At 36.6% G+C, this 11,727-nt stretch carries 12 protein-coding genes and 1 tRNA gene; 12 read left to right on the top strand and 1 reads right to left on the bottom strand.

Annotation, left to right across the window (positions count from 1 at the left end; all coding sequences use genetic code 11):
- Positions 1-66 precede the first annotated feature (66 nt).
- Entirely contained in the window at positions 67-693 is a 627-nt protein-coding gene (gene yyaC / locus BFG57_RS14630) for a spore protease YyaC (RefSeq protein WP_069718243.1), read from the bottom strand.
- A 96-nt stretch (positions 694-789) separates the two neighbouring features.
- Here yyaC and BFG57_RS14625 point away from each other — a divergent pair, with 96 nt between their 5' ends.
- From BFG57_RS14625 to BFG57_RS14570, 12 genes are all read left to right on the top strand, one after another.
- Complete coding sequence (locus tag BFG57_RS14625) at positions 790-1,806, top strand: YkvI family membrane protein (protein ID WP_069718242.1); 1,017 nt, start codon at positions 790-792, stop codon at positions 1,804-1,806.
- A gap of 180 nt (positions 1,807-1,986) precedes the next feature.
- On the top strand, positions 1,987-2,190 hold the full coding sequence (locus BFG57_RS14620) for a DUF951 domain-containing protein (protein WP_069718241.1): 204 nt from the start codon (positions 1,987-1,989) through the stop codon (positions 2,188-2,190).
- Positions 2,191-2,315: 125 nt separating this feature from the next.
- Entirely contained in the window at positions 2,316-3,416 is a 1,101-nt protein-coding gene (ychF, locus tag BFG57_RS14615; RefSeq protein WP_069718240.1) for a redox-regulated ATPase YchF, read from the top strand.
- 144 nt (positions 3,417-3,560) lie between these two features.
- Positions 3,561-3,848 carry a 30S ribosomal protein S6 gene (gene rpsF / locus BFG57_RS14610; protein WP_069718239.1) on the top strand — a complete coding sequence of 96 codons (288 nt, stop codon included), beginning with the start codon at positions 3,561-3,563 and terminating at the stop codon, positions 3,846-3,848.
- A 104-nt stretch (positions 3,849-3,952) separates the two neighbouring features.
- Positions 3,953-4,453: a single-stranded DNA-binding protein gene (gene ssb / locus BFG57_RS14605; RefSeq protein ID WP_069718238.1), complete on the top strand. Its 501-nt coding sequence runs from the start codon at positions 3,953-3,955 to the stop codon at positions 4,451-4,453.
- A gap of 45 nt (positions 4,454-4,498) precedes the next feature.
- On the top strand, positions 4,499-4,729 hold the full coding sequence (rpsR, locus tag BFG57_RS14600) for a 30S ribosomal protein S18 (protein ID WP_069718237.1): 231 nt from the start codon (positions 4,499-4,501) through the stop codon (positions 4,727-4,729).
- A 212-nt stretch (positions 4,730-4,941) separates the two neighbouring features.
- Positions 4,942-5,877 (top strand): YybS family protein, encoded by a 936-nt coding sequence (locus tag BFG57_RS14595; protein WP_069718236.1) that lies wholly within the window; start codon positions 4,942-4,944, stop codon positions 5,875-5,877.
- Positions 5,878-5,932: 55 nt separating this feature from the next.
- Positions 5,933-7,906 carry a DHH family phosphoesterase gene (locus BFG57_RS14590; RefSeq protein ID WP_069718235.1) on the top strand — a complete coding sequence of 658 codons (1,974 nt, stop codon included), beginning with the start codon at positions 5,933-5,935 and terminating at the stop codon, positions 7,904-7,906.
- Entirely contained in the window at positions 7,903-8,349 is a 447-nt protein-coding gene (gene rplI, locus BFG57_RS14585) for a 50S ribosomal protein L9 (protein ID WP_069718234.1), read from the top strand. The genes BFG57_RS14590 and rplI overlap by 4 nt, the downstream gene beginning before the upstream one ends.
- Before the next feature lie 301 nt (positions 8,350-8,650).
- The gene (gene dnaB / locus BFG57_RS14580) at positions 8,651-10,018 is read left to right on the top strand and encodes a replicative DNA helicase (RefSeq protein WP_069718233.1); all 1,368 of its coding nucleotides are present in this window, start codon (positions 8,651-8,653) and stop codon (positions 10,016-10,018) included.
- A 202-nt stretch (positions 10,019-10,220) separates the two neighbouring features.
- Entirely contained in the window at positions 10,221-11,513 is a 1,293-nt protein-coding gene (locus BFG57_RS14575) for an adenylosuccinate synthase (protein WP_069718232.1), read from the top strand.
- 137 nt (positions 11,514-11,650) lie between these two features.
- Positions 11,651-11,726: transfer RNA gene (locus BFG57_RS14570), tRNA-Lys, on the top strand.
- Position 11,727 lies beyond the last annotated feature (1 nt).

Here is an 11,727-nt window from a genome sequence, read left to right as displayed (position 1 = left end):
TATTAGCATTGTTTTAAAAATGTATAAAGAAGCTTGAAAACACTAATTGTTGCTTTCAAGCTTCTTTTAATTCTGATTTTTTGTATGATGAACTCGTAAGTTTATTTTTGGAAAACGGTTTTGCCTTACATACAATTTTTCTGCTAAAGCTAGGCTTGATCCAATTGTTTCAGCCATTGTCATGACTAAGTTCAAACGAGTATTTTGTAAAACGAAAAACTCCATAAAACCACTCACATTTACGATACCTGTAATATGAATATCACCAACCTCAGGGAGCTGCTTATTCATTGCTGCACCAGGTTTTACAGGTCCTTCCTTTAAATTAAGTACACCTATATTTTTGGTGCGTCCCAAACTTGCATCAATTCCAATAATAAAAGGATTGTCGAATTTTGATTGAATGTTTGATAACGTATCTTCTAAATTAAGTGCATGTACAGGCTCGTCCAAATTACCATATAAGTAAAATGAGCTCTTTGGAGTTAATTGTCGAAATTTACTGCCAGCGATTGGACCAAGTGCGTCACCAGTAGACCGATCTGTCCCAATACAAACGATAACAATAGGCCTATTACCAGTTGGTAACAGACGAACAATTTGTTTTGCTAGAGATGCTGCTGCATCGGGTTGTTTATGTAAGACTCGAAAAACAGAAGAGTTTCGGTCTAGAATTTTTGGTTTTAGATTCATAGGATTCACTCCTCGTTAATAGTAGTAACAGTATACGGATTTTTCTAGAAAACTATACATATGTTTCTATATAAAGGGAGAAGAGGAGTGGGGTACATGTGGAGAGCAGGATTAAAATGGAACTTTCTTATAATGGGTACAATGATAGGAGCTGGATATGCATCTGGAAGAGAGATTTGGCAATTTTTCGGGGAAGAAAGTGGATTAGCTATCGTTATATTTTCTGTCTTATTTTCTTTATCATGTTACGTGATAATGAGCATGAGTTTTGAACAACAAACAAGTCACTATATTCCTATATTAGAAAAATTAGTTGGTAAGAAGCTTACATACGTGTACGATTGGATGATTATTTTCTATTTGTTTACAACAACAGTTGTTATGATTGCTGGTGGAGGGGTAGCGTTAGAGATGTTTTATATTCCTTATTGGCTTGGAATAGCTTTCATCTCGATTTTACTGATTCTTCTTTTTTGTTGGGATACTGAAGGAATGTTGTCCATTAATTCGTTGTTATTACCGTTACTAATTACAGGGTTAGCGTTTGTACTAATCGTGTTTGCCAAATCAAGTGAAAATCCATTTGTTTTTCATTGGGATGAACAAAGCAATTGGCCATCTGCGTTCACATTTACTGCATTAAACATTCTACCACTCGTAGCAGTATTAGCGGCTGTAGGAAAGGAAATTAAACACCGAGGAGAGATTCTCATTGCAAGTATAGGTAGTGGACTTGCATTAGGAATGATCTCTTTTCTATACAATGAATCGTTATTACATATAGCAAGTGAAATTGTATTATATGAAATTCCACTCTTTGCAATTTTGAAGCAATTTCCATATTCAATGTTAATATTTATGTCGATTCTATTATGGGCAGCAATTTATACGACTGCTGCTTCAGGGATTTTTGGTTTGATTTCTCGATTTAGAAAATTGTTAAAGGCTCCAGCTTGGATTATAGCAGGTTTATTTGTACTGTTTATGTTACCATTAACAAAGTTTGGTTTTTCGACGTTGATTTCGTTCTTGTATCCGTTATATGGATTGGTTAATTTATATATGTTAGCGTCGATTTTGTTGTATCCATTTTCGAAGCGCTATTCTTCTTAAATAATAATTGATAAGATAAAATATAGAGTTATAATTTCCTTATAAAATCGGACAAATTGTCATTGAAAAGCAGGAGTTTTGCGCTTTTTATTTTACAAGCAGAATAATGATTATAAAAATACTCTTACTTCGTCATGTGTGGTCATTAGGAAGAGAAGTAATTTTAGGAGGAGACTTAAGATGTCTGATAAAGTATATAATCTTTATGATGTAGTAGAAATGAAGAAACCGCATCCTTGTGGTGTAAATGAGTGGAAAATTATTCGAATGGGAATGGATATCAGAATTAAGTGTGAGGGTTGTGGGCACAGTGTAATGATGCCACGGAGAGAATTCACACGAAAAGTGAGAAAAGTTCTAAAGTATGCTGATGTAAGTGAATAGAAGTCATGTAAGAACCGCAAGCGTTATGGAAGTTTGGCAGAGAACGCTTGCGCTTTTTATTGGTTATTTCTATAATTGTGAAAGTATGTACTAGTTTCGGAATATGAAAGAGGAGTGACGATATAATGGCGTTGACAGCAGGTATTGTTGGTCTTCCAAATGTAGGGAAATCAACATTATTTAATGCAATTACACAAGCTGGAGCAGAATCAGCTAACTATCCGTTTTGCACAATTGATCCCAATGTAGGTATTGTTGAGGTACCAGATGAACGACTTGAGAAGCTCACTGAGCTTGTAAACCCGAAAAAAACAGTTCCAACTGCATTTGAATTTACTGATATTGCTGGAATTGTAAAGGGTGCGAGTAAAGGCGAGGGATTAGGAAATCAATTCTTATCTCATATTCGTCAAGTGGATGCAATTTGTCATGTAGTTCGTAGTTTTAAAGATGACGATATTACACACGTTTCAGGGAAGGTAGACCCAATTTCTGATATTGAAACGATAAATCTTGAATTAATTCTTGCAGATCTTGATACTGTGGACAAGCGTATTAGTCGTGTTGAAAAAATGGCTCGTCAAAAAGATAAAGAAGCAATGTTTGAATTCGAAGTATTGAAGAAGTTGAAAGACGCTTTTGAAGAGGAAAAACCTGCACGTGCTGTTGAATTTACAAAAGAACAACAGCAACTTGTTAAAGGTCTTCACTTGCTTACGATCAAACCTATTTTGTATGTAGCTAATGTGAGTGAAGAAGATGTTGTTGATCCATCGGGTAATGAATATGTGCAAATGATTCGTGATTATGCAAATAACGAGAATGCAGAAGTAATTGTCGTATGCGCTAAGATTGAATCAGAAATTGCAGAGCTTGATGATGAAGAAAAACAAATGTTTCTTGAGGATTTAGGAATTAAGGAATCAGGATTAGATCAATTAATTAAAGCTGCATATCAGTTGCTTGGATTAGCAACATATTTTACAGCGGGTGAACAAGAAGTTCGTGCGTGGACGTTCCGTAAAGGAATAAAAGCACCACAAGCCGCTGCAATTATTCACACAGACTTTGAACGTGGTTTCATTCGTGCTGAAACGGTTTCTTATGATGATTTACTAGAGGCTCGTTCAATGACTGTTGCGCGTGAAAATGGAAACGTACGCTTAGAAGGTAAAGAGTACATTGTACAAGATGGGGATGTCATTCATTTCCGATTCAACGTATAAAAGCTTACCATATTCATATGACAAATCTTTAATGTGAACTTGTCATATGTGGAGCATTATGATACAATATGCAATTGTGAGTAATGAATTTTGCTCCTTGCTCCTATTTAGTAGGAGCCGTAAGTCCAAAAGGAGGTGACATACATGCGTAATTACGAAATCATGTACATCATCCGCCCGAACGTTGAAGACGATGCAAAGAAAGAAGTAATGGAACGTTTCCATGGCATCCTTACAAACCACGGTGCGGAGATTGAAAAAGTGAATGAAATGGGTAAGCGTCGTTTAGCTTACGAAATTAACGATTACAGAGATGGATACTATGTGGTTGTTAACATCAAATCTAACACTGAAGCAATTTCGGAATTTGACCGTCTTGCTAAGATTAGTGAAGATATCATTCGTCACATCGCTGTTAAAGAAGAAGAATAATAATTTAACCACGCAAGTGAAGAAGGTGTGTGGTGCACCTTTGCATCCACCTTATCTTCCTGTGTGATTGATTTAACCGTAAATATTTCGAAGGAGTGGTTCTGATGTTGAATCGTGTCGTGCTTGTTGGCAGACTAACGAAGGATCCGGAATTGCGTTATACACCAAGTGGTGTCGCAGTTGCGAAATTCACATTGGCAGTTAACCGCACCTTTACAAATCAACAAGGTGAGCGGGATGCTGACTTTATCAATGTTGTTGTTTGGAGACGCCAAGCTGAAAATGCTGCAAACTATCTTAAAAAAGGTAGTCTTGCTGGTGTTGACGGGCGCATCCAAACAAGTAGCTATGACAACCAAGAAGGTCGTCGAGTTTTTATGACAGAAGTTGTTGCTGAAAGTGTTCAGTTCTTAGAGCCGAGGGGAGCAACGGGTCAGTCATCAGCGCCATCTTATGAACAGGACTTTGGTCCAACTGGCGGCGGTTTTAACCCAAATCAGAACCAACAACGTCAAAATAATACAGACTTCTCAAGAAAGAATGATGCGAATCCATTTGGAGATGAAGAAAAAATCGACATCTCAGATGATGATTTACCATTTTAAGATTTGAGAAAAATATAAAATAAACAATAAAGGAGGTCATGAACAATGGCAGGAGGACGTAGAGGACGTAGACGTCGTAAAGTGTGTTATTTCACATCGAACGGTATTTCACACATCGATTATAAAGATGTCGCTCTTTTAAGTAAGTTCGTATCAGAACGTGGTAAAATTTTACCTCGTCGTGTAACTGGTACTTCTTCTAAATACCAACGTAAGTTAACACGTGCTATCAAGCGCGCACGCCAAATGGCACTTTTACCATACGTGAACGATTAATGTGAGCATAAAAGACAGCGAGAGATGATCTTGCTGTCTTTTTTCACGTTTTAAAAAATATCTAGTACCTGGCTAAGTAATAAGAAGTGTGTTCAATCCTCAAAATGGTTATAATGAGGGAGTAAAGAATGTTTTATAAGTAATAATTATAATGGGAAACCATACAATTATAGAATGACAATACATATTAGCTTGATGACGAGGTGACATCATTGGAACAGAAGCGAATGTTGACGGAAGGTGTAGGAGTACTAGCTTTAACCGTCTTGTTTGCATTTGGTTTTATTTATATACCAATCATTGGACCGTTATTACTATTTCTTCTTGCAATTCCGATATTAAATTATTCTTATCGTTATGGTTATAAAAAGGCGATTTGGATACTAGCAAGTTCAGTTTTATTAGCCTTTTTATTAGGCGGAGAATTGATGATTCCATTTATACTTACATTTATGTTACCAGGCCTCGTAATGGGTGAGATGACTAGAAGAAAAGAAATAAGTTTTTTCATACTTATTAGTGGCGTATTAGCCTTCTTAGTGATGTTATTGGTGAATTATGTGATTATAGCGAGTTTAATTGATATTAATTTTATCAGTACGATGAAGGATTGGTTTGAAGAAACGTTAAAGACATCAGAAAATGTATTACCACTAACAGAAGAAGAGTATGCTAATCAACTGAAAATGTTTGAAGAGATCGCTCTGTACATACCTAAGATTGTACCAAGTATGTTGATTTTTTCTGCTATTGGTTTAGCGTTTGTAATTCAAGTTATTGCTTTTAAATTGTTAAGACGAAAAAATGATAACATTCCTTCATTTCCACCTTTTTCGGAGTGGATTTTTCCAAGAGCTCTCTTATGGTACTACCTAATCGTTTCTTTGATGTTTTATATTGGAATTTCACAAGGGACATGGTGGGAATTAGTTATTTTAAACCTCTTTATCGTATTAGAGGCGGTTATGACGATACAAGGTTTAGGTTTTATTTTCTTCTTTGCAAGATGGAAGGGGTTAGCTAAGCCAATTCCAATCATTATAACAATTGTTGCAATCATCTTACCTTTCTTACTTTATCTTATAAGGATCTTAGGTATAATTGATTTAGGGTTTGATTTACGTCAACGGTTGAAAGAGCAAAAATAATTAGAAGCAGTCAAGTAACATACATGATGTTAATTTGTGTGTAGGAGCTGACAGTATGCCAAACTTTTTGAAAAAACGGTGGCTCAGCTATCCATTTTTTCTGTTTTTATTATTTACAATAATATTAATTATTTATTTGAGTTTTTATCGTTGGGAAGCGGCAATAATAGCTTTAATCATTTTGTCCGGGATCACTTATTCGACTTATCGATACGAACAGCAAATCCAAGAAGAAACAGAACAGTACATATCGACTCTCTCATATCGAGTGAAAAAAGTCGGTGAAGAAGCGTTAATGGAAATGCCAATTGGTATCATATTGTATAACGATGATTATCAAATCGAATGGGCTAATCCATACATCGGCTCTTGGTTTGAGCACGATACGCTAGTAGGCCTGTCTATTAATGATATCTCTGAAGCTTTATCACCTGTATTAAACGATGAATCTGATGAAGAAATTATTCAAATTAATGAGCATAATTTTCGTGTCCAAATCAAAAGAGAAGAAAAACTATTATATTTCTTTGACATTACTGAGAAAACAGAAATTGAACGGCTATATGAAGAAGGGCAACCTATTTTGGGTGTTATCTATTTAGATAACTATGATGAGTTGACACAAGGCATGAATGACCAATTGAAGAGTAGGATTAACAGCCAGGTCACATCAATGTTAAATAAATGGTCTATTGATAACGGGATCTTTTTAAAACGAACTTCTTCGGAGAGGTTTGTCGCGGTTTTAAGTCAACAAATTTTAGAGCAGCTTGAACGCACAAAATTTGATATACTTGACCAAATTCGTGAATTCACTTCGAAGCAAAACGTACCTCTAACCTTAAGTATAGGAATAGGGGAAGGTTCAGATTCACTGCCTGAGTTAGGTTCACTTGCTCAATCTAGTTTAGACTTGGCTCTCGGCCGTGGAGGAGACCAAGTAGCAATTAAACAAGTCAATGGAAAAGTAAAATTCTACGGTGGAAAAACCAATCCTGTTGAAAAACGGACAAGAGTTCGTGCACGTGTCATTTCCCATGCGCTGCGCGAACTTGTACTTGCTAGTGATAATGTTATTATTATGGGTCATAAATCTCCAGATATGGATTCGATTGGTGCATCGATAGGGGTTCTGAAAGTTGCTGAAGTAAATGATGCAAATGGATATGTAGTCATTAATAAAGAAGGGCTAGATACAGGTGTTCAGCGTTTAGTAGATAATATTAGGCAAAATAATGATTTGTGGAATAGATTCATTTCACCGGATGAAGCACTAGAGATCATTAATGAAGGTACATTACTTGTTATCGTTGATACGCATAAGCCGTCACTAGTAATTGATGAACGATTGCTACATCGCGTTGATCATGTCGTTGTCATTGACCATCATCGCCGAGGAGAAGAGTTTATCGAGAACCCCTTGCTCGTCTATATGGAGCCATATGCATCCTCTACAGCTGAATTGGTGACAGAGCTACTTGAGTATCAACCGAAGCATTTAAAGCTTGATAGCTTAGAATCAACGGCTTTATTAGCAGGAATTGTTGTTGATACGAAAAGTTTCACACTTAGAACGGGATCAAGAACTTTTGATGCAGCCTCATATCTCAGAGGACAGGGTGCAGATACGATTCTTGTTCAAACATTCTTAAAAGAGAATTTAGAAGAATATGTGAAGCGTTCTAGGTTAATTGAGAGTGCAACAATCTATCGAGATGGAATTGCAATATCAAAAGCAGATCCTAATGAAACATACGGTCAAGTTATGATTGCACAGGCTGCAGATGCATTACTTTCAATGACGGGAGTCATCGCTTCCTTTGTTATTTCGCTTCGAGATGATGGTAAAGTAAGTGTTAGTGCTCGTTCATTAGGTGATATTAATGTGCAATTAATAATGGAAGGTATGAACGGCGGAGGGCATCTTACAAATGCTGCAACACAGATTGAAGATGCAACCGTTGATGAAGTGGAAGAACAACTTAAAGCAGTTGTTGATGAATATGTAGATGGAGGGAATGGAGAATGAAGGTTATTTTATTAGAAGACGTTAAAGGTAAAGGGAAAAAAGGAGACGTCAAAAACGTATCTGATGGTTACGCTCGTAACTACCTATTAAAAAACAATCTAGCTGTAGAAGCGAACAAAGGTAACATGAAGGCACTAGAAGCGAAGAATAATAAACAAAAACAAAATGCAGCTGAAGAGTTAGAGGAAGCAAAACAATTGAAAGCAAAGCTTGAAAGCTTAACAATTGAGCTTAAAACTAAAGCTGGTGACGGTGGACGTTTATTTGGTTCAATTACGAGCAAACAGATTGCAGATGAATTGAAAGCATCTCACAATATCAAGATCGATAAACGTAAAATCGAGTTAGGTGAACCGATTCGTGCACTAGGTTATCGCAATGTACCAGTTAAATTATACAATGATGTAATAGCAACACTGAAGGTACATGTTACTGAACAATAATAATGAACATTAAAATTGGAGGCACATACTGTGAGAATGGTATGTGCCCTTTTCATGTCAAATGAAATAATGGCTGACTCCTAGCTCCAGTGGACAAAAAATTGTTTGGATTGATATTTTTATATTGGAGAAGTTTTCATATATAACCTTGTTTAGATGTTTGAAAAGGTCAAAGCTAATTACTATACTAAGTTAGTAGTTATCTTTTTTAGAGTGAATGACAAGATGATCATATAGAGAATATAAAGTTTATCTAATATAAAAGTGAATATAAATAATAGAATAAGAGAGGAGTTTTTGAATGAGTGATCTGTTTTCTGACCGTACACCTCCTCAAAATATAGAAGCAGAACAAGCGGTACTAGGTGCGGTATTTCTAGAATCATCTGCTATAACAAATGCTTCGGAAATGTTAATTCCTGAAGACTTTTACCGTGTAGCACACCAAAAAATTTTTGAAGTGATGCTTGATATTGCAGAGCGAGGAGAACCTGTTGATTTAGTAACCGTAACGTCCGAATTATCAAAACGAAAGCTCTTAGAAGAAGCAGGGGGAGTTTCTTATTTAAGTGAGCTTGCTGATTCGGTACCAACAGCAGCGAATGTTGAGTATTACGGTAAAATTGTTGAAGAAAAGTCGACGCTAAGAAGGCTTATTCGCGCTGCAACAAATGTTGTCAGTGATAGCTATACTCATGATGATGATATTGATGCACTCCTAAATGATGCTGAAAAAACTATTTTAGAAGTTGCGCAAAGAAAAAATGCGGGTGCTTTCCAAGTTATTAAAGATGTATTAGTAGAAACATACGATAACATCGAAACACTGCATAATCGTAAAGGTGATATAACAGGAATTCCAACGGGTTTCGTTGATCTAGATAATATGACTGCTGGTTTTCAACGTAATGACCTAATTATTGTCGCTGCCAGACCGTCAGTAGGTAAGACGGCGTTCGCTTTGAACATCGCTCAAAATGTGGCGACAAAGGCAGATGAAAATGTCGCTATATTTAGTTTGGAGATGGGTGCTCAACAGCTTGTAATGCGTATGTTGTGTGCTGAAGGTAATATTGATGCACAGGCTCTTCGTACAGGGAACATGGATGAGAAGGATTGGGAGAAGCTAACAATGGCAATGGGGAGTCTTGCTAATGCTGGTATATTTATTGATGATACGCCAGGTATTCGTGTTGGAGATATACGTGCTAAGTGCAGACGTTTGAAACAGGAACAAGGTCTTGGAATGATTTTGATTGATTATCTTCAATTGATTCAAGGAAGTGGCCGAGGCGGGGAGAACCGCCAGCAGGAAGTTTCAGAGATTTCCCGCTCATTGAAAGCTTTAGCTCGAGAGTTAGAAGTACCTGTTATTGCATTATCACAGCTCTCACGTGGGGTAGAGTCACGTCAAGATAAACGTCCAATGATGTCTGACATTCGAGAATCAGGAAGTATTGAACAAGATGCGGATATTGTTGGATTCTTATATCGTGACGATTATTATGATAAAGAAAGTGAAAGTAAAAATATCATTGAAATAATTATTGCAAAACAACGTAATGGTCCTGTGGGTACTGTTGAACTTGCATTTTTAAAAGAATACAACAAGTTTGTAAACTTGGATCGTGCTCACCAAGAACAAAATGTGCCATCACATGCCTCCTAAGTTCAAATAGAACGAACAAATATGTATTATTGCATAATAATTGTTCGGATTTTATTGACTTTCCTTTAGCGTACTGATACACTAGCTGTGGTTAAATTAACTTATTAATGTAAATAATATATTAAATAAAAACAGCTGCTTATATTGCGTGAACAGGTTAAGCAGTGTATTTTCTAAGAGGAAAAGCGGAGGTGCGAGGGGCATGTCATCAGTTGTAGTAGTTGGAACCCAATGGGGCGATGAAGGTAAAGGGAAAATTACTGATTATTTATCTGAAAATGCAGAAGTAGTAGCACGTTATCAAGGTGGTAATAATGCTGGACATACAATTGCTTTTAACGGTGAAACGTACAAGCTTCATTTAATTCCTTCAGGGATTTTTTTCAACGATAAAATTTGTGTAATTGGTAATGGGATGGTAGTAGATCCGAAGGCACTTGTTCAAGAGCTTGCTTACCTTCATGAACGTGGTGTAAGTACGGATAATTTACGCATTAGCAATCGTGCACACGTCATTCTTCCATATCACCTTAAGTTGGATGCGGTAGAAGAAGAACGTAAAGGTGCAAACAAGATTGGAACAACGAAAAAAGGCATTGGCCCAGCGTATATGGATAAGGCAGCACGTGTAGGAATTCGTATTGCCGATCTTTTAGATCGTGAAGAATTCGAATTAAAACTTGCACATAATTTAAAAGAAAAGAACCGTCTGTTCGAAAAAATGTATGAAACAGAAGGATTTAAATTAGAAGATATTTTGGATGAATACTATGAATATGGCCAACAGATTAAACATCATGTTTGTGACACATCTGTTGTACTTAATAATGCATTAGACGAAGGTCGCCGTGTATTGTTTGAAGGTGCTCAAGGTGTTATGTTGGACATTGACCAAGGCACATACCCGTTTGTTACTTCTTCTAACCCAATCGCTGGTGGAGTAACAATTGGTTCTGGCGTCGGTCCCTCAAAAATAAAACATGTTGTAGGTGTATCGAAAGCATATACAACTCGAGTTGGAGATGGTCCTTTCCCAACTGAACTCGATAATGAAATTGGTCAACAAATTCGTGAAGTCGGTCGTGAATATGGTACAACTACAGGTCGTCCACGCCGTGTTGGATGGTTTGATAGTGTAGTTGTACGTCATGCTCGTCGTGTTAGTGGTATTACTGATTTATCTCTAAACTCCATTGACGTATTAACTGGAATTGAAACACTGAAAATTTGTGTTGCTTACAAATATAAAGGTGAAGTAATTGATGAGTTCCCAGCAAGTTTGAAAATACTAGAACAATGTGAACCAGTATATGAAGAGCTTCCAGGTTGGAAGGAAGATATTACAGGCGTTAGCAATTTGACGGAATTACCTCAAAATGCACGTCATTATATTGAACGTATTTCTCAGCTTACAGGTATTCCATTATCAATCTTCTCGGTGGGTCCTGATCGTAAGCAAACAAACATGGTACGTAGCGTTTATTCACCACAATAATAAACAAAGTGCCGCATCATTTTTATTATGCGGCACTGTTTTTTCTTTATATGTGTGGTAGAAGTGAATTTTTTTAAAAAAAGTATTGCGCCTTTATAATTTTATGTGTTATTATAAAAAGCGTCGCAAGTTAAGATGAGCCATTAGCTCAGTTGGTAGAGCATCTGACTTTTAATCAGAGGGTCGAAGGTTCGAATCCTTCATGGCTCACCAT

This window comes from Bacillus solimangrovi (assembly GCF_001742425.1).
In the GTDB taxonomy this organism is placed as follows: Bacteria; Bacillota; Bacilli; order Bacillales; family Bacillaceae_N; genus Bacillus_AV; species Bacillus_AV solimangrovi.
The sequence above is the reverse complement of the archived record's forward strand: the minus strand, read 5'-3'. Positions and strand labels throughout refer to the sequence as shown.